The organism is Rhodopila sp., assembly GCF_035548235.1.
Taxonomy (GTDB): domain Bacteria; phylum Pseudomonadota; class Alphaproteobacteria; order Acetobacterales; family Acetobacteraceae; genus Rhodopila.
This window is the reverse complement of record NZ_DASZTJ010000186.1, coordinates 1-21,100: the sequence shown is the minus strand read 5'-3', so window position 1 is coordinate 21,100 and position 21,100 is coordinate 1. Positions and strand designations below refer to the sequence as shown.

17 protein-coding genes are annotated in these 21,100 nt (G+C 66.6%); 11 read left to right on the top strand and 6 right to left on the bottom strand.

Annotated features, from left to right (window positions below):
- The first annotated feature begins 48 nt into the window (after positions 1-48).
- Positions 49-1,197 (top strand): mandelate racemase/muconate lactonizing enzyme family protein, encoded by a 1,149-nt coding sequence (locus VHB27_RS15200; protein ID WP_325601902.1) that lies wholly within the window; start codon positions 49-51, stop codon positions 1,195-1,197.
- 12 nt (positions 1,198-1,209) lie between these two features.
- Here the strand turns inward: VHB27_RS15200 and VHB27_RS15195 are convergent, their stop codons facing one another.
- A complete protein-coding gene (locus tag VHB27_RS15195; protein ID WP_325601900.1) occupies positions 1,210-3,585 on the bottom strand; it encodes a 1-deoxy-D-xylulose-5-phosphate synthase N-terminal domain-containing protein in 2,376 nt (791 codons plus the stop codon).
- A 222-nt stretch (positions 3,586-3,807) separates the two neighbouring features.
- On the opposite strand from VHB27_RS15195, the gene VHB27_RS15190 reads away from it, so the two are divergent.
- The 10 genes from VHB27_RS15190 to VHB27_RS15145 all read left to right on the top strand — a co-directional run bounded on the left by VHB27_RS15190 (position 3,808) and on the right by VHB27_RS15145 (position 14,575).
- Positions 3,808-5,019 (top strand): amino acid ABC transporter permease, encoded by a 1,212-nt coding sequence (locus tag VHB27_RS15190; protein WP_325601898.1) that lies wholly within the window; start codon positions 3,808-3,810, stop codon positions 5,017-5,019.
- 3 nt (positions 5,020-5,022) lie between these two features.
- Complete coding sequence (locus VHB27_RS15185; RefSeq protein ID WP_325601896.1) at positions 5,023-6,165, top strand: amino acid ABC transporter permease; 1,143 nt, start codon at positions 5,023-5,025, stop codon at positions 6,163-6,165.
- A gap of 10 nt (positions 6,166-6,175) precedes the next feature.
- Positions 6,176-6,919: an amino acid ABC transporter ATP-binding protein gene (locus VHB27_RS15180; protein ID WP_325601893.1), complete on the top strand. Its 744-nt coding sequence runs from the start codon at positions 6,176-6,178 to the stop codon at positions 6,917-6,919.
- 273 nt (positions 6,920-7,192) lie between these two features.
- On the top strand, positions 7,193-8,194 hold the full coding sequence (locus VHB27_RS15175; RefSeq protein WP_325601891.1) for an ABC transporter ATP-binding protein: 1,002 nt from the start codon (positions 7,193-7,195) through the stop codon (positions 8,192-8,194).
- Complete coding sequence (locus VHB27_RS15170; protein ID WP_325601889.1) at positions 8,191-9,192, top strand: ABC transporter ATP-binding protein; 1,002 nt, start codon at positions 8,191-8,193, stop codon at positions 9,190-9,192. The genes VHB27_RS15175 and VHB27_RS15170 overlap by 4 nt, the downstream gene beginning before the upstream one ends.
- Positions 9,193-9,233: 41 nt before the next feature.
- Positions 9,234-10,841 carry an ABC transporter substrate-binding protein gene (locus tag VHB27_RS15165; protein WP_325601886.1) on the top strand — a complete coding sequence of 536 codons (1,608 nt, stop codon included), beginning with the start codon at positions 9,234-9,236 and terminating at the stop codon, positions 10,839-10,841.
- Positions 10,842-11,813, top strand: a complete 972-nt coding sequence (locus tag VHB27_RS15160; RefSeq protein WP_325601884.1) for an ABC transporter permease — start codon at positions 10,842-10,844, stop codon at positions 11,811-11,813. It begins immediately after the preceding gene.
- A gap of 13 nt (positions 11,814-11,826) precedes the next feature.
- A complete protein-coding gene (locus VHB27_RS15155; protein WP_325601882.1) occupies positions 11,827-12,711 on the top strand; it encodes an ABC transporter permease in 885 nt (294 codons plus the stop codon).
- Between the two features lie 53 nt (positions 12,712-12,764).
- Positions 12,765-13,709, top strand: coding sequence for an LLM class F420-dependent oxidoreductase (locus VHB27_RS15150; RefSeq protein ID WP_325601880.1), 945 nt, complete (start codon positions 12,765-12,767; stop codon positions 13,707-13,709).
- A gap of 101 nt (positions 13,710-13,810) precedes the next feature.
- Positions 13,811-14,575 (top strand): SDR family NAD(P)-dependent oxidoreductase, encoded by a 765-nt coding sequence (locus tag VHB27_RS15145; RefSeq protein ID WP_325601878.1) that lies wholly within the window; start codon positions 13,811-13,813, stop codon positions 14,573-14,575.
- A 20-nt stretch (positions 14,576-14,595) separates the two neighbouring features.
- On the opposite strand, the gene VHB27_RS15140 is transcribed toward VHB27_RS15145, so the two are convergent.
- The 5 genes from VHB27_RS15140 to VHB27_RS15120 all read right to left on the bottom strand — a co-directional run bounded on the left by VHB27_RS15140 (position 14,596) and on the right by VHB27_RS15120 (position 20,768).
- Entirely contained in the window at positions 14,596-15,798 is a 1,203-nt protein-coding gene (locus tag VHB27_RS15140; RefSeq protein WP_325601876.1) for an alpha-hydroxy acid oxidase, read from the bottom strand.
- Positions 15,799-15,880: 82 nt separating this feature from the next.
- Positions 15,881-17,524, bottom strand: a complete 1,644-nt coding sequence (locus VHB27_RS15135; protein WP_325601874.1) for an NAD(P)/FAD-dependent oxidoreductase — start codon at positions 17,522-17,524, stop codon at positions 15,881-15,883.
- An 81-nt stretch (positions 17,525-17,605) separates the two neighbouring features.
- The gene (locus VHB27_RS15130; protein WP_325601872.1) at positions 17,606-18,676 is read right to left on the bottom strand and encodes a branched-chain amino acid aminotransferase; all 1,071 of its coding nucleotides are present in this window, start codon (positions 18,674-18,676) and stop codon (positions 17,606-17,608) included.
- A gap of 129 nt (positions 18,677-18,805) precedes the next feature.
- Positions 18,806-19,507 carry a metallophosphoesterase family protein gene (locus tag VHB27_RS15125; RefSeq protein WP_325601870.1) on the bottom strand — a complete coding sequence of 234 codons (702 nt, stop codon included), beginning with the start codon at positions 19,505-19,507 and terminating at the stop codon, positions 18,806-18,808.
- Entirely contained in the window at positions 19,500-20,768 is a 1,269-nt protein-coding gene (locus VHB27_RS15120) for an amidase (protein ID WP_325601868.1), read from the bottom strand. Before VHB27_RS15120 ends, VHB27_RS15125 begins: the two co-directional genes overlap by 8 nt.
- Positions 20,769-21,100 lie beyond the last annotated feature (332 nt).

Below are 21,100 nucleotides of genomic sequence, written 5' to 3'. Positions count from 1 at the left end.
GTAATCCCCCGTACGGGCGCGCCCAGCCCCGCAACAGGAGGAACCGCCATGCCCCTTCAGCTCGCTCGGATCGAAACCTTCCTGTTCCGCGCCGATGTGAAGGAGCCGGTGAAGACGTCCTTCGGCAGCATCCCCCGCCGCAGCGCCCTGCTTCTGCGGATCGAGGACACGGACGGCGCCCATGGCTGGGGCGAGGTCTGGTGCAATTTCCCGCCCTACAGCGCCGACAACAAGATGCGCCTGTTCGAGACGGTGATCGCCCCCGCCGCGTTGACCGGCACCTATGCGGACCCATCCGACGCCTGGCACGACCTGACCGCCCGGACTTCGCGCTGGGCCAGCCAAGGCGGAGAGCCAGGGCCGTTCGCTGCCTGCATCGCCGGCATGGACCTGGCGCTGTGGGACCTGACCGCACGCCGCGCCGGCAAGCCGTTGCGGGCGCTGTTGGCCGGGGACGATGTACGGAACACGGTGCCGGCCTATGCCAGCGGCCTGAACCCGGACACCGCGGCCGACACGGTCGCCCGCTGTCGCGACGCAGGCTTCCGCGCCTTCAAGGTCAAGGTCGCGTTCGGGACCGAGACCGATATACGTACGGTCTCCGGCCTGGCCCGCGACCTGCGGACCGGGGAGCGGCTGATGGTCGATGCCAACCAGGGCTGGGACCTGCCTGAGGCCCGCCGCGCGGTGCCTCGGTTGGGGGCGTATGGGCTGGGGTTCATCGAGGAACCGATCCCGGCCGACCGCCCCGCCGCCGAATGGGCGGAACTGGCGATGCTGTCCCCGGTCCCGCTGGCGGGCGGCGAGAACGTGATGGGCTATGAAAACTTCGCCGCGCTGATCAACAACGGCCATCACGGCGTGGTGCAGCCGGACATGCTGAAATGGGGTGGGCTGACCGGGGCTTACGCCGTGGGACGCCGGGCGGTCGCGGCGGGACGGTCCTATTGCCCGCACTGGCTGGGCAGCGGCCTCGGCCTGCTCGCCGCCGCCCAGGTGCTGGCCGCCGTCGGCGGTCCGGGGATGCTGGAGCACGACGTGATGGAGAACCCGCTGCGCGAGGCGCTGGCTCGGCCCTTTCCCCGGGTGCGGGACGGGGCGTTCCCGTTGCCGGACTCGCCTGGGCTGGGGGTGGAACCGGACCTGGATGCCGCGGCGGGCTGGCTGCTGACGCGCGCGGCGTATCGGCGGGACTGACGCGGCCGGACGCTACCCCAGCATCGCCTGCGCGCAGGCGTCCAGCACCGCGTCGGTATCCAGTCCGTACTCCCTGTACAGATCCGGGATGTCGCCCCCCTGCCCGAAGTGGTCGACCCCCAGCGGCACCACCCGGTGCCCCCGCACGCCGCCAAGCCAGGCATGGGTTGCCGGGTGTCCGTCCAGGATGGTCACCAGCGCGGCTCCCGGAGCCAGCGGCGCCAGGATCCGCTCGACATGGGCCGCTGCGCTCCGGTCCCCTGCTCGTCGCGCTTTCTGGGCGTCCAGCCAGTCGGCATGCAGCCGGTCGGCCGAAGTGATGGCCAGCAGGCCGGCGGCCGGGTCTTCCTCCCGCAGCACCGCGAACGCTTCCTCGGCCTCCGGTGCGATGGCCCCCTGGTAAGCGAGGGCAATCCGAGCGCCGGGCTGTGGCGGGACTGCCCAGTGGGCGCCGGCGATCACGGCATTGGCGTCCAACGTCCGCTGCGGCTGCTGCAGGGCCCGCGTGGACAGGCGCAGCCACACCGCCGATCCGTCGGGACGCTGCATCAGTTCGAACGCATGGCGCAGCAGGATGCCCAGTTCGTCGACATGCGCCGGCTCGAACGACGCCAGCCGGTCGGCGGCCATGCCGATCAGCGGGGTGTTGACGGACTGGTGCTGGCCGCCCTCGGGCGCCAGCGTCAGGCCGGACGGGGTCGAAACGAGCAGGAAGCGCGCGTCCTGGTAACAGGCGTAGATCAGCGCATCCAACCCGCGATTGACGAAGGGGTCGTACACGGTGCCGATCGGCAACAGCCTGGCGCCGGTCATCGAAGGCGCGAGGCCGGCGGCGCCCAACAGCAGGAACAGGTTCTGTTCGGCGATGCCAAGCTCCACGTGCTGGCCTTTCGGCGACATGCCCCAGCGCTGCGCCGAGGCCAGCTTGGCGTCGCGAAATACGTCGTTTCGTGTGTGACGATCGAAGATGCCGCGCCGGTTCACCCACGGTCCCAGGTTGGTCGACACCGTCACGTCCGGCGACGTCGTCATGATATGGGCGGCAAGGTCCTTGTACTCGCCCTGCCCGCGCCCGATCTCCGCCAGGATCTCGCCGAACCCCGATTGCGTGGACATTTTCCGTCCCGCCAGTTTCGGCAGCGGCAGTGTCGGCGGGATGGCGACGATCGGCGCGGAAAGCTTCCGGCCCTCCGGCGTCAGAGGCGTGCCGAACGGGGCCTGTGCCAGGAAGGCGCTCAGTTCGTCTTCCGGAACGTCCAGACCCTCGAACGGATCCCATTCGTGGCCCGGACGGATGCCCAGCTCATGACGGAACTGCTCCATCTGCTCCTTCGACATCAGCCCGGCATGGTTGTCCTTGTGGCCGGCGAAGGGCAGGCCCATGCCCTTGATCGTGTACGCAATGAAACAGGTCGGCTGGTCGCCGTCGGCATCAGCGGCCTTGAAGGTCTCGATCAGGGTTTCGATGTCGTGACCGCCGAGGTTGGTCATCAGGGCGCCGAGTTCCTCATCGTTCAGCTCATCGATGATCGCGCGCGCCTTGGACCGCCCCAGGTCCGACAACAACGCCGCGCGCCACGCGGCGCCGCCTTGGAAGGTCAGCGCGGAATACAGGCTGTTGGGACAGTCGTCGATCCAGGCGCGCAACGCTTCGCCCCCTTCCCGCGCGAAGGCGGCCTGCAGCTTGCGGCCGTATTTGATGGTGACGCAGTTCCAGCCCATATCGCGGAACAGGCCCTCGATCCGGCCGAACAGCCGGTCGGGCACGACGCTGTCGAGGCTCTGGCGGTTGTAGTCGACGATCCACCAGACGTTGCGGACGTCGTGCTTCCAGCCCTCCAGCAACGCCTCGTAGATGTTGCCCTCATCCAACTCGGCGTCGCCGGCGACGGCGATGTGCCGGCCTGCCGGCAGATCGGTGCGGCCAAGCCCGTGCAGTCGGGTGTAATCGGCGATCAGCGCCGAGAAGCTGGTCATCGCCACGCCCAAGCCGACGGAACCGGTGGAGAAATCGACCTCCGCCCCATCCTTGACACGGGACGGATAGGGCTGGATGCCGCCGAACTGGCGCAGGGAGGCCAGCTTCTCTCGCGTCTGGCGGCCGAACAGGTAGTTCATGGTGTGAAACACCGGGCCGGCATGCGGCTTGATCGCGATCCGGTCCTGCGGCCGCGCCACATCCAGATACAGTGCGGCCAGGATCGAGATGCAGGACGCGCACGACGCCTGATGCCCGCCGACCTTCAGCCCGTCCCGGTTGGGCCGGATATGGTTGGCATTGTGGATCATCCAGGCTGACAGCCACAGCAGCTTGCGCTCAAGCTGCTTCAGGATATGGACGCGCCGCGTCTCGGGCGGCATCAGCGGCGCGTAAGAGGGCGCATCCATGGCGACGTTCCTCCAAGTTTTCGAGACGAACCCATAGCGCCCCGGTACCTGATTGGCGATGGTCATCCGCGGTTTGGCCGCGCCCTGCTGGCGATCAGCTTTCCATTGATCCGCGGGACGATCCGAAGCACAGTCACGCTGCAACAGCATTGCGAACGACGCATCGCCAATGGCCCCGTTATTGCAGAAACAGCGAGCCAACCCAGGGGAGCTCACCGCCTGATGTCCCAAACAGTCGCCGACCCGCGCCTCGTCGGCGCCCGCGCGGCGCCGAAAAGGCGCATGCGCCTGTCCTGGAGCGACCCGCGTTTCCGCGCCACCGTTTGGCAGGTGGTGATCGTTGGCGCCGTCGCGCTGATTGCCTGGTATCTGATCAGCAACACCATCGCCAACCTCGACGCCCGTCATATCGCTACCGGTTTCGCGTTCCTGGGTCGTATCGCCGGCATTCCGATCGGCGAGTCCCTGTTGCCCTACAACCCTGCGGTGAACACCTACGGCCGAGCGCTGCTGATCGGGGTGTTGAATACGATCAAAGTGGCGGCGGTGGGGGTGGTGCTGGCGACCATCCTCGGTACGTTGATCGGCATCGGCCGGCTGTCGACCAACTGGTTGCTGGCGAAGCTGGCCGCCTTCTATGTCGAGACGCTGCGCGACATCCCGCTGCTGCTGCAGCTTCTATTCTGGTACACGATCCTGCAGGGACTGCCCGCGCCTCGACAGGCGCTGCACCTGGGCAACGCCTTGTATCTCACCAATCGCGGCATGCGCCTGGCGGAGCTGGATTGGCAACCGGCGCATACGGCGGCGGCGGTTGCGTTCCTGATTGGCCTCTGCGGGACAATCCTGTGGGGCCGCTACGCCGATCGCAAGCAGGACGCGACCGGCGTTCGCCCCGCAACCTGGCCCATCGCGCTGCTTCTGCTGGCAGGCCTGCCGCTCCTGGTCTGGGCCGTCATGGGTGAACCGTTTACGGTCGATTATCCCGTCCTGCGCGGCTTCAATTTCCAGGGCGGCATCACGCTCAGTCCGGAATATTTCGCGCTCCTGCTGGGCCTTGTCACCTACACCGCCTCCTACATCGCCGAGATCGTCCGGTCCGGCATCCTCGCGGTGCCGAAAGGCCAGTGGGAGGCGGCGAACGCACTGGGGCTGCGCAACGGTGAGGTCATGCGCAAGGTCATCCTGCCGCAATCGTTGCGGGTGATCATCCCGCCGCTGACCAGCCAATACCTCAACCTGACCAAGAATAGCTCCCTGGCGGTCGCGATCGGCTACCAGGACATCGTTTCGGTCGCCAACACGACGCTGAACCAGACCGGCCAGGCGATCGAGGGCATCGCCGTCATCATGGCCGTTTACCTCGTCATCAGCCTGTCGATCAGCCTGTTCATGAACTGGTACAACGCGCATATCGCGCTGGTGGAGCGCTAGGCCATGAGCACGAGCGTCGCGGCCTCCGGCCCGTCCCTCGCTCCGCGCGAGCGTCCGCCCATCGGGTCCGTCGGCATCCTTGGCTGGGCGCGGACCAGTCTGTTCGGATCGGTCTGGTCGACCGCCGTCACGCTGGCGCTGGGCTATGTCATCGTCCGCGTCGTCTTCGCCCTGGTCGAATGGGGCGTGGTCCACGCGATCTGGTCGGTGCCCTATTCGGCCAACGGGATAGCGGATACGTCGGTCTGCCAGAACGCGAAAGGCATCGGTGCCTGCTGGGCGGTCTGGAGCGACAAGTACCGGCTGATCCTGTTCGGCCGCTATCCCTACGACCAGCAATGGCGGCCGGCGATCGTCGTGCTGCTGTTCGTCGGCCTTTACGTCGTTTCGGCCATGCGCCGTTTCTGGCGCAAGGAACTGGCGCTGATCTGGGTCATCACCCTGACCGTCGTCGGCATCCTGATGTGGGGCGGCGTGTTCGGCCTGGCGGCTGTATCGGAAGACTACTGGGGTGGGCTGCCGATCACCCTGATCCTGGCGACCTTCGGCCTTGCCTTCGCCTTCCCGCTCTCGGTGCTGGTCGCGCTGGGCCGACGGTCGACCAAGCTGCCGGCGGTCAAGGTGCTGTGCGTCATCTACGTGGAGTTGATCCGCGGCGTGCCGCTGATCTCGGTCCTGTTCATGGCCTCGGTGATGTTCCCCCTGTTCATGCCGGCGGGGATCAACGTCGACAAGCTGCTGCGCGCGCAGATCGCCTTCATCCTGTTCGCCGGCGCCTATCTGGCCGAGGTGGTGCGCGGCGGCCTGCAGGCCCTTCCCAAAGGCCAGACCGAGGCCGCCGACGCGCTGGGTCTGTCTTATTGGCAGAAGACCGGTTTCATCATCCTGCCGCAGGCGCTGCGGCTGGTCATCCCGCCCCTCGTCAACACCTTCATCGGATTCTTCAAGGACACGTCCCTGGTGCTGATCATCGGCCTGTTCGACCTGCTGACCATGGGCAAGGTCGCCTTGAGCGACCCGCCCTGGCAAAGCTTCTCCACCGAGGTCTATATCGGCCTCGCCATCATCTACATCGTCTTCTGCTTCGCCATGTCGAGATACAGCCGCAACCTGGAGCGCGACCTCAGCCGCGCCCGTACCCGCTGAGGAGAGCGTAATGGTCGCACCCGCAATCATCCTGGACAAAGTGAACAAATGGTACGGCGCGATGCACGTCCTGCGTGACGTGTCGCTGACCGTGATGGAGAAGGAGCGCGTCGTCGTCTGTGGGCCGTCCGGCTCCGGCAAGTCGACGATGATCCGCTGCATCAACCGACTGGAGACGCACCAGGAAGGCCAGATCATCGTCGACGGCACGGAGCTGACCGATGACCTGCGATCCCTGGACACGATCCGGCGGGAGGTCGGGATGGTGTTCCAGTCCTTCAACCTGTTCCCGCACCTGACGATCCTGGAGAACTGTACCCTGGCGCCGATCTGGGTCCGCAAGATGCCCAAGGCCGAGGCCGAGACGCTGGCAATGGAATACCTGTCGCGGGTGAAGATCCCCGAACAGGCAAAGAAGTATCCCGGGCAACTATCCGGCGGCCAGCAGCAGCGCGTCGCCATCGCCCGGGCGCTCTGCATGAAGCCGAAGATCATGCTGTTCGACGAGCCGACCAGCGCCCTGGACCCCGAGATGATCAAGGAGGTGCTGGATACCATGATCGGCCTGGCGGAAACCGGCATGACCATGGTTTGCGTCACGCACGAAATGGGCTTCGCGCGGCAGGTCGCGGATCGGGTGGTGTTCATGGACCGCGGCGAGATCGTGGAAAGCGGTCCGCCGGCCGAAATGTTCGAAAACCCGCAGACGGATCGCCTGAAATTGTTCCTCAGCCAGATCCTGCGCGGGCACTGATCGGGGCCCCTCTTTCGTCCGGCGCGGGCGCCCTTCTCGTCCTGGTGGCCGAAGGCCCACCGTCCACACCCTCCTTCTCACCCGCACCGCGAGGCGCGGACGGCGAAGCTTCGGCTACCAGGACAAAAGGCGCCTGCCTGGCGCCTTCAGGTCGTGTTTCGGCCATCCACGAAGCGCGCAGAGCGTGATTGACAGCGCTCTCTCCGCTCCCGTATGTCATCATCAGAAAACGAATAAACTGAGGCTTCATCGAAACGTCTAGGGAGCGAGCCGTTGTCGCCACTCCTTGCCATCCGTGACTTGCACACCGAGTTCCGCTCCGGTGCCGGAATTGTACGCGCTGTCGATGGGATCAGCTATACCGTCGATGCGGGCGAAACCGTCGCCATCGTCGGCGAAAGCGGATCGGGCAAATCCGTTGGCGCGATGTCCATCCTGCGCCTGATCCCCGATCCGCCGGGACGGATCGTCTCGGGCGAGATCAGGTTCGATGGCCGCGACCTGCTGAAACTGCCGGAAGATGCCATGCGCCTGGTACGCGGCGGCGATATCGGAATGGTGTTCCAGGAACCGATGACGTCGTTGAACCCGGTATTGACAATTGGCAGGCAGATCACCGAAGTCCTTGAACAACACCGCAACGCTTCACCCTCCGCTGCGCGTGCCCGAGCGGAGGAACTGCTGGGGCTTGTGGGGATTTCCGATCCGCGACGGCGATTGAAGCAGTACCCGCACCAGCTTTCCGGCGGCATGCGGCAGCGCATCATGATCGCCATGGCCCTGGCCTGCGAACCGAAGCTGGTCATCGCCGATGAGCCGACCACCGCGCTCGACGTCACGATTCAGGCGCAGATCCTGGAATTGATGAAACAACTGACGCAGCGGCTGAACATCGCCTTGATCATCATCACGCATAACCTTGGCGTCGTCGCACGCTACGCGCAGCGGGTGAATGTGATGTATGCCGGCCGTATCGTCGAATCCGGCCCCGCCGCGGCCATCTACCATGATCCGCGCCACCCCTACACGATGGCCCTGCTGCGGTCCGTCCCGCGCCTCGATCGCCCGCGCCAGGCGCGGCTGGAGCCGGTAGAGGGCCAGCCGCCCGATCTGACCCGGCTCGACCACGGATGCGCGTTCCGCCAGCGCTGCCGCTTCGCCGTGCCGGCCTGCGCGGACGCACGACCCGCGCTGACCGGGGTCGGCGAAGCCGGCCACGTCGCCGCGTGCTTCCGGGCCGCGGAGATCGGCGTGGAAACCGGGGCCGCGGCATGAGCACGCCGGTGACCCCCATGCGCCCGCTGCTGGAAGTCAAAGCGCTGCACATGCATTTCCCGATTGCCGAAGGGGTGGTCGCCCGCCGTGCCGTCGGCGAGGTGAAGGCCGTCGACGGCGTCGACTTCACGGTGCGGAAGGGTGAGACGCTGGGACTCGTCGGCGAAAGCGGTTGCGGCAAGACAACGACCGGCCGGTGCATCCTGCGGCTGGAACGTCCGACGTCGGGCGAGGTCATCTTCGACGGCATCGATCTCGCTGCGCTGGATCGCAACGATCTGCTGGCGTTCCGCCGACGCATCCAGGTGATTTTCCAGGATCCGTACAGCTCGCTGAACCCCCGGATGACAGTCGGCGCCATCATCGCCGAACCGATGAAGGTCCACGGTATCGAGCCTGACAAAGCCAAGCGCACCGCTCGGGTCCGGGAGCTGTTGTCGATCTGCGGGCTGAACCCGAGGTTCGCCGACCATTATCCTCACGAAATGTCCGGCGGCCAGCGCCAGCGCGTCGGCATCGCTCGGGCTCTCGCCCTGAAACCGGAATTCATCGTTTGTGATGAGCCCGTTTCGGCCCTGGACGTTTCGATCCAGGCCCAGATCGTCAACCTGCTGGAAGACTTGCGCGCGGAATTCGGACTGACCTATCTGTTCATCGCGCACGACCTGTCGGTGGTCCGCCATCTGTGCCAGCGCGTTGCGGTGATGTATCTGGGCCGCATCGTCGAAATGGCGGACTGCGACACGCTGTTCGATACGCCCCTGCATCCCTACACGCAGGCGCTGCTGGCCGCGGTGCCGACACCTGATCCGACGGTGGAACGGGGTCGCGTCTTCCGCCCCGTGCAAGGGGAAGTCCCAAGCCCGATCAATCCGCCATCCGGCTGCGTCTTCCATCCGCGCTGTCCGATCGCGGTGCCAAGCTGTGCGCGCACGCGGCCCGAACCGAGGGAGGTACTGCCAGGCCACGTCGTCGCCTGCAGCGAAGTCAACGTCTAAAAAGAGTATCAAAACAAAAAACTGTTACAGGGAGTGGATGAATGCGGTTCAAGATGCCAATGGCGGCAGCGCTGGCCGTCATGTTCGCGATCACCTGCGGAACCTCGGCGCCCGCATCCGACGAGCCCAAGCGCGGCGGTATACTGACTTATATGATCCCTGCGGATGGGGGGCCGAGCCTGGATGGGCATCGGGAGACGACGTATGCGGTACTGCACGCGACGGCGCCGTTCTATAGCGTGCTGATACGGGTGAACCCCGACGACCCCGCCTCCACCACGGACTTCGTCTGCGACCTGTGCACGGAGATGCCCCAACCCACCGATAACGGCCTGACCTACACGTTCAAGATCCGGCAGGGCGTCAAATTCCATGACGGCACGCCGCTGACGGCGCACGACGTGGCGGCAAGCTGGCGCAAGATCGTCAGCCCGCCGCCCGGCGTTTCCAGCGCCCGCGCCAACAACTTCGTCATGGTCGACAAGATCGAGGACCCGGACGATACCACCGTGATCTTCCGGCTGAAGTTCGCCACGCTGTCGTTCCTGCCGGCCCTCGCCGACCCATATGGTTTCATCTATTCCAAGGCAATCCTCGACAAGGATATGCACTGGTACGAGAAGCACATCATGGGCTCCGGTCCGTTCAAGCTGGAAAGCTATGAGATTGGCCAGTCCATCAAGGGCGTCCGCAATCCCGACTACTATCATCCCGGCCAGCCCTACCTGGATGGTTTCGTTGCGATCTTCGCCCCGAAGCAGGCCGTGCGCGTCGACGCCATCAGGGCCGACCGGGCAGCTCTGGAGTTCCGGGGATTGCCGCCGTCGGCGCGCGATCAACTGGTGAAGGAACTCGGCGACAAGATCACGGTGCAGGAAAGCGACTGGAACTGCGGCAACGTCCTGACGCCCAACAACAGCCGTCCGCCGTTCGACGATGTGCGGGTGCGCAGGGCGCTGTTCCTGGCGATCGACCAGTGGCATGGCGCGCCTGCGTTGTCGAAGATCGCCACCGTGCGCACCGTCGGCGGCATCGTCTTTCCCGATTCCCCTCTCGCCGCGACGAAGGAAGAACTGGAGAAACTCCCCGGCTACTGGCCCGACATCGAGAAATCGAGAGCAGAGGCACGGCGTCTGCTGAAGGAGGCGGGACAGGAGAACCTGTCGTTCGAGATGCTGAACCGCAATGTCGACCAGCCCTATCTGATCGTCGGCACCTGGCTGGTGGACCAGTTCAGCAAGATCGGCGTCAAGGTGACGCAGAAGGTCGTCCCGACCGGCCCATGGCTGGACACGATGCGGCGAGGCGACTTCAGCGTCGCGCTGGAAGCCAACTGCCAGAACATCGTCAATCCGATCGCCGATGTCGGCCGCTACCTGCCGCATGATCGCTACAGCGAGAACTTCGCGTATCACAAGGATCCGGTGCAGGTGCAGCTCTATGACCAGATGCTGCGCGAGACCGACATGACCAAGGCACGCGTGCTGATGCGGGAATATGAGCGTCAGACGATCGATGTGGGCGCGCATCAGCTCATGGTGACCTGGTGGTATCGCATCGTGCCGATGCGGTCCTATGTCAAAGGCTGGAAGATCAGTCCCAGCCATTACCTGAACCAGGATCTGGCGAACATATGGCTGGATAAATAGATGCGGTCATATATCCTGAAACGAATCCTCCTGGTCATCCCCACCCTGCTTGGGGCCGCCGCCCTGGTGTTCCTGCTGATGCGGCTGATCCCCGGCGACATCTGTGCTGTACGCCTTGGCTCCGGCGGCGGAAGCTACGATCCGCGCGCCCTCGCCGCCTGCCATGCGGAGCTGGGGCTGGACCGCCCGGTCTGGCTGCAGTTCCTCGATTTCCTCTGGGGATTTTGCCGCCTGGATTTTGGTACGTCGATGTGGTCCGGCAAGCCCGTCACGGTGGAAATCGCCGCCCGCCTGCCGCTGTCGCTGGAGATCGCGATCCTGGCGACGGTCGTCGCGATCTCTATCGCCATCCCGCTGGGAGCGATATCGGCGCTGAAGCAGAATACCTGGCTGGACTACGCCGTCCGGGTCTTCGCCATCGGCGGGATCGCCACGCCGTCGTTCTGGATCGGCATCCTGGCGATCCTGCTGATGCTCGACATCACCAATGCCATCACGGGCACGCCCTGGATGCCGCCGATCGACTACGTGCCGATCTGGAAGGACCCGATCCGCAATCTGTCGATGGCGGTCCTGCCCGCCGTCACCGTCGGTTATCGTTACGCGGCCGTCAGCATGCGCATGACCCGCTCCGCGATGCTGGAGGTGATGCGGGAGGATTACATCCGCACCGCGCGGGCCAAGGGGATGATCAACAAGATCATCGTCAACCGGCACGCACTGAAGAACGCGCTGCTGCCGGTGGTGACGCTGATCGGGATCGAGTTCGCGTTCCTGATCGGCGGGCTCGTCGTCACCGAACAGGTCTTCAACCTCAACGGCGTCGGCCGATTGTTCGTCCAGGCCGTGCAGAACCAGGATTACACGCTGACCCAGGCGCTGGTGATGCTGACGGTCGCCATTTTCGTGCTGACCAATCTTTTGGTCGACCTGCTGTATGGCTGGCTCGACCCACGCATCCGCTTCGCCTGACCGGAGGCCGCCGATGTCAGCCACAGCCCTGGAGACCCCCGACGCAACCGGCCGGTTCTGGCCGAAAATGCTGGGATTTTGCCGTCGCGAACGTCTGGGGACATTCGGCCTGGTGATCGTGTTCGTCATGGCGTTCTGCGGCCTGGCCGCGGACCTGATCGCGCCCTATAGTCCCACCAGCAACGATTTCTCCGCGATGACCGAGGCGCCGAGCTGGGCGCATTGGCTGGGGACGGACCAGTTCGGGCGGGATCTGCTGTCGCGGATCATCTTCGGCGCCCGCACCGCGATGATCGTCGGCCTGTCCTCCGCCTTGGTCGGCGGCGCGCTGGGTCTGGTGCTGGGTGTGGCCAGCGCCTATTTCGGCGGCCTTGTCGATCTGGTGTTGCAACGGATCTTCGACATCATGATGGCTTTCCCGCTGATCATCATGGCGCTGGCCGTCGTTTCGATCTTCGGCACCGGCGTGCACAACGTCATCGTCGCCATCACCATCCCCCTGATCCCGCGCTGCGCCCGCGTCGTCCGCGCCTCCGCCCTGGCAATCCGGGAGGTACCGTATATCGACGCCGCCCGAACCGCCGGCTACGGCCATGCTCGGATCATCCTGCGCCATATGGTGCCCAACGTCGTGGCGCCGTTCCTGATCATGATCACCGCCTTCGTCGGACAGGCGATCCTGGCGGAAGCGTCGCTGTCCTATCTGGGCCTCGGCGTGCAGGAGCCCGTGCCGGCCTGGGGCCTGATGCTGCAAGGCGGCGCCGAGGAATACGCGACCAGCGCCCCATGGATCGCCATCTGCCCTGGCGTGGCCATCATGCTCTCGGTACTGGGCATCAACCTGTTCGGCGACGCGCTGCGCGACGAACTCGACCCGAAGCTCCGCAATCGCGGCTGAACTGTCGCGGCGAGGCAAATCCGGATACGCTCCCGGCCCGGGAGGAACCATCCATGCGCTACGGCTTCTATCTGCCCACCCGCGGCCCCACCGCCACCCGTGACGGAATCCTCACGCTCGCGCGCGAAGGCGAGCGGCTTGGCCTGCACTCCGCCATGATCGCCGACCACATCGTTTTTCCGGCGCAGAGCGATTCCGTCTACCCCTACACGCTCGACCGCAAGCATCCGGGCGGCGGCGATGCGCTGGAAACGTTCTCGATCCTGGGCGTGGTCGCCGGCGCGACCGAACGGCTGCGGCTGGTGACGTCGGTCCTGGTGCTGCCGTACCGGAACCCGGTGCTGACGGCGAAGATGGTCGCCTCTCTGGACGTCCTGTCCGGAGGGCGCGTGACGTTGGGCGTCGGCGTGGGCTGGCTGAAGGAGGAGTTCGAGGCACTGGAAAGTCCGCCCTTCGATCGGCGCGGCGCCGTGACGGACGAGTGGATCGCGATCTTCAAGCAGCTCTGGAGTCGGTCGCCGGCCAGTTTCTCGGGCGAATTCTACAGTTTTGCCGATGTCAAGGCGGAACCGTTTCCACTGCAAAAACCGCATCCGCCAATCTGGGTCGGCGGTCATTCGCGGGCGGCCCTGCGTCGCACCGCCAGGTTCGGCGACGGCTGGCACCCGGTGGGCGCCATCGCCGCCTCACCGCTGCCACCCGAGGAGATGCGCGCGCACCTCGACACGCTGAAGCGCTTGACCGAAGCCGAGGGTCGGGATTTCTCCGCGCTGACCATCTCCTACAAGGCGCCGCTGTATGACACCGCGGTCTCCGACCGTGACGGCACGCGCCGCAGCTTCTCCGGCAGATCGGAGGAGATCGCCGGCGACATCCGCGGATTTGCCGCCATCGGGGTGCATGAGCTGATCTTCGACTTCCGCGGTCAGTCCATCAGCGAAACCGTCGAGCTTTTGCAGCGCTTCGCCACGGAGGTCATGCCCCAAGTCGGCTCATGACGAACGGCTCATGACGAACGGCGCGTGAGGAGCGGCGCTTGCACCGCGGCGTCCTTGCCCGCAGATTGCCGGCCAAGCGCATCGGGAAGGAAGGCCGTGTCATGAATCTCTTTGACCTCAAGGGCAAAGTCGCTGTTGTCACCGGCGGGAATGGCGGCATCGGGCTGGGGATGGCGCGCGGCATCGCCTCCCTGGGCGCCACCATCGTCATCGCCGGCCGGAACGAGGCGAAGGCCGAGGAAGCCCTGGCGACGCTGCGGGGCATGGGTGCGCAGGCCGGGTTCGTCGCCGGCGACGTCACGCACAAGGCCACCTGCGAGGCGCTGATCGCATCGGCCGAGAAACAATTTGGCCGCGTGGACATCCTGGTGAACAACGCCGGGACGTCGATCCGCAAGCCGCCTCAGGATTTTTCCGAGGCCGAATGGCACCACGTGCTGGACACCAACCTCACCAGCGCGTTCTTCTGCTCGCAAGCCGCTTATCCGGCGATGCTGCGCCAGGGTGGCGGCAAGATGATCAACATCGGCTCGATGATGTCGCTGTTCGGCGCACCGTTCGCCACGGCCTATGCGGCATCCAAGGGCGGCATCGTGCAGATGACGCGCGCGATGGCGACGGCCTGGGCGAAGGACAACATCCAGGTCAACGCCGTGCTGCCCGGCTGGATCGACACCGACCTGACCAAGCGCGCTCGGGAGCAGGTGGACGGGCTGCATGCCAGCGTCGAGACGCGCACGCCCCAAGGCCGCTGGGGCACCCCGGACGACATGGCGGGGATCGGTGCGTTCCTGGCCAGCAAGGCGTCAGACTTCGTGACCGGGACGGCAATCCCGGTGGACGGCGGATTCTCGATCTCGATGTGAAAGGGAGGGTCGTTCCTTCCCTACCGCCGCGCCATCGCGCCGGAGTTCCGGCGTTCCTCCTCGGCCTTCACCGTCTCCAGCAGATAATGCGGCCCCAGCGCATCCAGGTTGGGGGCGCCGATCTGGCCAAGGACGAGGTCGATTTCCCGTTGCAAGATCGACACGGCCTTCTTCACGCCTGCCAGGCCGCCGGCCGTCGCGCCATACAGCGTGGCGCGGCCGGTCAGCACGAAATCCGCGCCCATGCACAGCGCCGCCACGATATCGGACCCGCGGCGCACGCCGCTGTCCAGCAGCAGCGCCGTATCCGGTCCCACCGCATTCCGTATCAGCGGCAGCATCTCCAGCGAGCTGGGCATGTTGTCCAACTGCCTGGCGCCATGGTTGGAAACGATAATACCGTCGACGCCCATGCCGGTGGCGATGCGGGCATCCTCGGGGTGCATGATCCCCTTCACCAGCAGCTTGCCGGGCCAGGCGTTGCGGATCGCCTCCAGGTCCTTCCAGGTCTGGCTGGCGTCCGGGGTCTGCTTGGCGAACATGTCCGCCACCTGGTCAGCCGTCGAGCCGGCCGCAGCGTATTTCTCCCAGTTGCCCAGCATCGGCAGGCCGCCGTCGCGGTAGTAGTTGATGACCCAGCCGGGGTGCAGCATCGCTTCCAGGATCGTGGGCAGCGTCATCCGGATCGGGCGCACGAAGCCGTTGCGACGGTTCCGCTCCCGGTTCGAGCTGACGGGCACGTCGCAGGTGACCGCAATCGTCGTCAGGCCGCAATCGACCGCCCGCTTCACGAGGTCGAGCTGAAAGCTGCGGTCGCGCGCGCCGTAGATCTGGTACCAAAGGTTCTTGGGGGCGAGCTTCACCCCCTTCTCCATCGACGCGTTGGAGGCACCGGACATCAGGTACGGGATGTTCGCCTCATGCGCCGCCTGGGCCAGGAACAGCTCTGCGTCCTTGCGGAAGGCGCCGGCCATGCCGGTGGGGGCGATCCCGAAAGGGGCGTTGAAGGTCAGCCCCAGGATCTTGGCCGTCTGCTCGCGCTTGGAGGTGTCGATGTAATAGCGCGGGACCAAGCGGGTGTTGCGAAAGGCCTGGGCATTGACGGACAGGCCGGTTTCGTCCTCCACGCCGCCTTCGATGAAGTCGAACATGATCTTCGGCAGGCGGCGCCTGGCGATGCGCTTGAGGTCGTCGATGTTGACGGCTGTGTCGATGGTCGGCATGGCTTGTCGTGACGTTCCCTTTGGATTTCAGGGAAAAGCGTAACAGGGGACGGGATGGAGGGGTAGAGGCGCGGCCTCGGTGCTACCCGTAGACCCCCACCCCATCGCCCCGCGTCATCCGCTCCGGCGCCGGCGTCCCGGTGATCGCACAGGCCACCGCCTCCGCCACCCGGATCCCGTCCACCCCGGCCGACAGAATGCCGCCCGCGTATCCCGCCCCCTCGCCGCCGGGGAACAAGCCGGGCGTGTTGACGCTCTCGCCCCCCACCCCGCGCAGGATGCGCAACGGAGACGAGGTCCGCGTCTCCACGCCCGTCAACACCGCGTCGTGCATGGCAAAGCCCGGGATGTCGCGGGCGAAATGGCCCAGCGCCTCGCGGATCGCCTCGATCGCGAAACCGGGCAGGCAGGCGGCGAGGTCGGCGGGCGTGACGCCGGGGCGATAGGAGGGCGTCACCTCGCCCATCGCGCTGGATGCCTGTCCCTCCAACAGGTCCCCCACGCGCTGCGCCGGCGCCGCGTAACTCGACCCGCCGGCCAGGAATGCCCGCCGCTCCCACTCTCTCTGGAACGCGATCCCGGCTAATGGCCCGCCGGGATAGTCCGCCTCCGGCGTGATGCCGACCACGACCCCGGCATTGGCGTTGAACTCGGCGCGCGAATACTGGCTCATGCCGTTGGTCGCGACATGCCCGGCCTCCGACGTCGCCGCGACCACCCGCCCGCCGGGGCACATGCAGAAGCTGTAGACCGACCGCCCGTTCGACGCGTGATGCACCAGCTTGTAATCCGCCGCCCCCAGCGTCGGATGCCCGGCGAACGCGCCAAACCGGGCGCGATCGATCAGCGACTGGGGATGCTCGATGCGCGCGCCGATGGAGAACGGCTTGGCCTGCATCGCCACCCCCTGCCCGTGCAGCATGGCGAAGGTGTCGCGGGCGGAATGGCCGATGGCCAGCACGACATGATCCGCCTCCAGCGTCGAACCGTCGGACAGCAGCAGCCCCCGGACATGGCGGTCGGGTCCGAGCACAAGGTCCTCGACGCGTGTGCCGAAGCGATAAGTCCCGCCCAACGCTTCGATCCGCGCGCGGATGCCCTCGACGACGGTGACCAGCCGGAAGGTGCCGATATGCGGCTTGGAGGACCACAGGATCTCCTCCGGCGCGCCGCATTCGACGAAGACCTGCAGCAGGCGGCGGCCGAGATGGCGCGGGTCCTTGATGCCGGAATAGAGCTTACCGTCCGAGAACGTCCCCGCCCCGCCTTCGCCGAACTGGACATTGGACTCCGGCGCCAGGACCGACCTGCGCCAGAGACCCCAGGTGTCGCGCGTGCGCTCCCGCACCAGCTTGCCGCGTTCCAGGATCAGCGGGCGGAACCCCATCTCCGCCAGCGTCAGCGCGGCCATCAGCCCGCACGGACCGGCGCCGATCACCACCGGCCGCCGGGGCGCGTCGGCGGCTCGGACCGGGAAGCGGTACGTCGTATCGGGCGCGACCCGCAGCGACGGATCCCGTGCCAGCACCGCCGCCTCGTCCCTTACCGCGGCATCGACGGCATAGACCAGGGAGATCGCGGACCGCCGCCGCGCGTCATACCCGCGGCGGACGACGGCGACGCCGAGAAGGTTGTCATCCGCGAGCCCAAGCCGCGCCAGCACCGCCGCCCGAAGGGCCTCGGGCGGATGGTCAAGCGGCAGCTTCAGTTCGCTGATCCGGATCATGGGCCGTCCCGTGCCTCCAGGAACGAAGACGGCCCGGACGAGCCGGGCCGTGACGGTTGCGACGACCGGCGAACCGGGACGTTACCCCCGGCGAACCGGCTTCGCCCAGCCATACGGATCGTTGCTGGTGCCGTACTGGATCCCGATGATGGTGTCATACAGCTTCTGCGTCAGCGCGCCGGTGACGCCGCCGTTGATCACGTAGCGCTCGCCCTTGTAGCCAAGCTCGCCCACCGGCGAGATCACCGCCGCGGTCCCGGTGCCCCACATTTCCAGCGTCCCGGCCTTCGCCGCCGCGGTGACTTCATCGATCGAGACCGGCCGTTCGGACACCCGATAGCCCCAGTCGCGCAGCAGGGTCAGGGTCGACCGGCGGGTGATGCCGTCCAGGATCGCCCCGTTCAGCGCCGGGGTCACGATTTCGTCGCCGATCCGCATCATGATGTTCATTGTGCCGACCTCGTCCAGGTACTTGTGCTCGACCGCGTCGAGCCACAGCACCTGGGTGTAGCCGGCCTTCTGCGCCTCCTCGGCGCCATAGAGGGACGCGGCGTAGTTGGCCATCGTCTTGGCCGCGCCCAGCCCGCCCTTCACCGCCCGCACGTGCTGGTCGGACGCCAGGATGCGAACCGGGTTCATGCCCTCTTTGTAGTAAGCGCCGACGGGGCAGAGGATCACGAAATACAGATACGAATGCGAGGGATGCACGCCCAGGAAGGTCTCGGTCGCGATGACCGTCGGGCGGATGTAAAGCGAAGTCCCGGCCAGCGACGGGACCCAGCGCTCATCGACTTCCACCAATGCACGGAAGGACTCCTCGACCAGCGCCGGATCGAGTTCCGGGATGCACAGATAGTGGGCCGAGCGGTTGAGGCGCTGCGCATGGTCGGGGCCGCGGAAGATGCGGACCTGGCCGTCACGGCCGCGGAAGGCTTTCAGCCCGTCGAAGATGCCCTGGCCGTAGTGCAGCACGCAGCAGGCGGGATCCAGCGTGAACGGCGCATAAGGCACGATCCGCGGGTCGTGCCAGCCTTTGCCCTCCTCATAGTTCATCAGGAACATATGGTCGGTGAAGACCTTGCCGAAGCTAAGAGACTCGTCCGGCGGCGTCTGCTTCGGCGAGGTCGTACGGGTGATGGCGATGTCTGTCACGGGGCACTCGGGCGTTACGGGTTGGACGCTTTGCAGTCCTATTACGCCAGACGCGGCCCCAAGCGAAAGCGGGGGTATGCAACGCTGCTCGGCGTCGGCGTGAAGGCTGGCTCTCCGCCGGGACCGCGGTCAGAGTCCGCCGACCTCCAGGCACCATGTTTCCGCCAATCCCAGGCCACGGACCCGGATGCCGTTGGGCAGCGTCGCGTCATAGGACTGGTGGTGATGGCCATGCACGATCAGCCTGGCCCCGCAGGCGGCGGCGAGGTCGTCGATCACCCCATGGCCGTGCGGGTGGCTCGACGGCGCCTCATGACTGACCAGCACGTCGCATCGCATGGCGGCCAGGCGGTCGAAATCCTCGGGAAAAAGCGTGTCCCGGTGCCACAGCGGCAACCCGCCGCGCCAGGTCTCGTTGGGACGCAGCGCCGCCTGGAACGCCGCGCGGGTGCGGAAAGCAGCCGGTCCGTCCCGAGGCTCCCACACCCGTGGCCGGAACACGCCCGGCAAGCCCGCGAACCGCAGGCCGCCGATCGTTTCCACCCGATGGCCGAGGTCGCCGTCATGGCCGGTCAGGTGGTCGAAGGCGGTCTCGGTCTCGGTGTCGTGGTTGCCCAGGATCCAGCGCACCGACCAGCCGGCTTCGATCGCCGGGGCGAAGACATGGGCCAGCGGCGCCGGACAGGCCAGGTCGCCGACGACGATCAGCGTGCCCGGCCGCAGGTCGGCGCAGGCCCGCAGGATGGGGGTGAAATTGCCGTGCGGATCGCCCGCGAACAGGATCGTCGGTGCGTCCGGCGGCCGTCCTTCCGATATCCGCCCTTCAGGCAATCGCCGCCTCGACCCATCGGGCCCAGGCCAGCACCGCCTTGTCATCCCCTGCTCGACCGACGACCTGGATGCCCAGCGGCAATCCGTTCGGTCCGGACCCGGCCGGGACCGTGACGCAGGGCACGTGCAGCGACGTCCAGATCGAGTTGAACGCCGGGTCACCCGTCCAGCCCAGGCCCTTCGGCGCTTCCCCCGGGGCAGCCGGGGTGACCAGGATGTCGAGCCCGTCCATGGCGTCCGGGAAAGCGCGCTGGGTGGTCTCGAACACGTCGTAGGCGTTGCGGAGCGCTGCCTCGGTCTGGCTCAGGCCGAAACCCATGCGCTCACGCAGGCCTTCGGTCAGCAGGTCGGCGTGGTGGGCGAGTTCCCAGCCCAGAGCGCGGGCGCTTTCGGCGTTCATGACGATGGGATGGGCGTCGACCAGGCCGTTGAACAGCGGCGGCAGCTCGCGGGTTGCGACCTGTGCGCCGGCCTTGCCGAGCGCGGTGGCGACGCGCTCCAGCAGGCTGCGGGTCTCGGGCTGGGCGATGGACCAGGCGGGCGACTGGCAGATGCCGATGCGCGGGCTGGACGACGGCCTGGCGTCCGGATCACCCAGGTCGCGGCCCGAGACGGCGGAGGCGAACAGCGCGCAATCGGCGACGGTCCGGGCCATGACGCCGATCGTGTCCAGGCTGTCGGCCATGATCTTCATGCCGATCCGGCTGATCGTGCCGAAGGTCGGCTTATAGCCGACGACGCCGCAGAACGCGGCAGGACGGATGACGCTGCCGGCGGTCTGCGTGCCATAGGCGAGCGGGAACAGCCCCGCCCCGACGCCCGCCGCGGAGCCGGAAGACGACCCGCCGGGCGTGTGTCCAGGGTTGACCGGGTTGCGCGTCGGCCCAGGGGCGCGGGTCGCGAATTCGGTGGTGACGGTCTTGCCGACGATGACACCCCCCGCCGCGCGTGCCCAGGCGACCGGGGCTGAGTCCGCCTTCGGCTGCCAGCCGGCCCAGATGGGGGACCCGTACTGGCTGGGCATGTCGGCGGTGTCGAGCACGTCCTTCGCGCCGATCGGAATCCCCCGCAACGGCCCCGCCTTTGCCGCACCCGCTGCCGCCGCAGCCTGGGCGGGGTCGAAATGGGCGAACGCCAGCACCGAGGGATCGCGGCGGGCGATGTGGTCGAGATAAGCGTCCATCAGCGCCTCGGGGCGAAGCCGACCATCCTGGATCAGCCGGGCGGCCTGGGTCGCAGTGAGGCTCAATACATCTGTCATGATAGACCCCCGTTGGCACTTCGGTATGCGGCCAGGCCGGCGTGCCCGCACGGTCCATGCTGCGTCACGGATCGTCTTAACGGGTTGGCCGCATGAAGGCGAGGTGCCCCGACCGGATAAGGCGGTGTCGTTGTCGAGGCCGAAAGCTTTCCCAGTCGGACCTTGCCCCTTCCTCTGTGTATGATAACTAGCGTCAAACATCATACACGCCGCAGGTCCCCATGGAGCGCGTCACCATCAGCATGTCCGACGAGTTCGCCGCCGAACTCGCCGTCTTCATGGCCACCCACCATTACGAGAACCGATCGGAGGCCGTCCGCGATCTCGCCCGC

Excerpts from the sequence above, each read along its gene's own strand:
- VHB27_RS15200 (WP_325601902.1), top strand. The coding sequence starts at position 49 with ATGCCCCTTCAGCTCGCTCGGATCGAAACCTTCCTGTTCCGCGCCGAT.
- VHB27_RS15195 (WP_325601900.1), bottom strand. The coding sequence starts at position 3,585 with ATGGATGCGCCCTCTTACGCGCCGCTGATGCCGCCCGAGACGCGGCGC.
- VHB27_RS15190 (WP_325601898.1), top strand. The coding sequence starts at position 3,808 with ATGTCCCAAACAGTCGCCGACCCGCGCCTCGTCGGCGCCCGCGCGGCG.
- VHB27_RS15185 (WP_325601896.1), top strand. The coding sequence starts at position 5,023 with ATGAGCACGAGCGTCGCGGCCTCCGGCCCGTCCCTCGCTCCGCGCGAG.
- VHB27_RS15180 (WP_325601893.1), top strand. The coding sequence starts at position 6,176 with ATGGTCGCACCCGCAATCATCCTGGACAAAGTGAACAAATGGTACGGC.
- VHB27_RS15170 (WP_325601889.1), top strand. The coding sequence starts at position 8,191 with ATGAGCACGCCGGTGACCCCCATGCGCCCGCTGCTGGAAGTCAAAGCG.
- VHB27_RS15165 (WP_325601886.1), top strand. The coding sequence starts at position 9,234 with ATGCGGTTCAAGATGCCAATGGCGGCAGCGCTGGCCGTCATGTTCGCG.
- VHB27_RS15160 (WP_325601884.1), top strand. The coding sequence starts at position 10,842 with ATGCGGTCATATATCCTGAAACGAATCCTCCTGGTCATCCCCACCCTG.
- VHB27_RS15155 (WP_325601882.1), top strand. The coding sequence starts at position 11,827 with ATGTCAGCCACAGCCCTGGAGACCCCCGACGCAACCGGCCGGTTCTGG.
- VHB27_RS15150 (WP_325601880.1), top strand. The coding sequence starts at position 12,765 with ATGCGCTACGGCTTCTATCTGCCCACCCGCGGCCCCACCGCCACCCGT.
- VHB27_RS15145 (WP_325601878.1), top strand. The coding sequence starts at position 13,811 with ATGAATCTCTTTGACCTCAAGGGCAAAGTCGCTGTTGTCACCGGCGGG.
- VHB27_RS15140 (WP_325601876.1), bottom strand. The coding sequence starts at position 15,798 with ATGCCGACCATCGACACAGCCGTCAACATCGACGACCTCAAGCGCATC.
- VHB27_RS15135 (WP_325601874.1), bottom strand. The coding sequence starts at position 17,524 with ATGATCCGGATCAGCGAACTGAAGCTGCCGCTTGACCATCCGCCCGAG.
- VHB27_RS15120 (WP_325601868.1), bottom strand. The coding sequence starts at position 20,768 with ATGACAGATGTATTGAGCCTCACTGCGACCCAGGCCGCCCGGCTGATC.